This is a genomic window from Pseudomonas sp. AC463 (genome assembly GCF_979253585.1).
Map to the genome: position 1 here is coordinate 1 of NZ_CEEDDZ010000576.1, position 275 is coordinate 275.

Here is a 275-nt window from a genome sequence, read left to right on the forward strand (position 1 = left end):
GGTCGACCGCGCGCACGAGCTGGGCATGTCGATGTATCTCGACGTGGTCTACAACCACTTCGGACCCGATGGAAACTACCTCAACAGCTATGCCAGCGGCTTCTTCCACCCGGAGGTGAAGACACCCTGGGGCGGCGCGGTGGCGGTGGACGAGGAGCCGGCGCGGCGCTTCTTCATCGACAATGCGCTGATGTGGCTTCAGGGATATCGCTTCGACGGGCTGCGCTTCGACGCGGTGCATGCGATCGCCAACGACGCGTTCCTTGATGCGATGG

1 pseudogene is annotated in these 275 nt (G+C 63.3%); it reads left to right on the forward strand.

Annotation, left to right across the window (positions count from 1 at the left end):
* A pseudogene (locus AC0IYH_RS31490) lies at window positions 1–275 on the forward strand (malto-oligosyltrehalose trehalohydrolase); the annotation flags it as partial.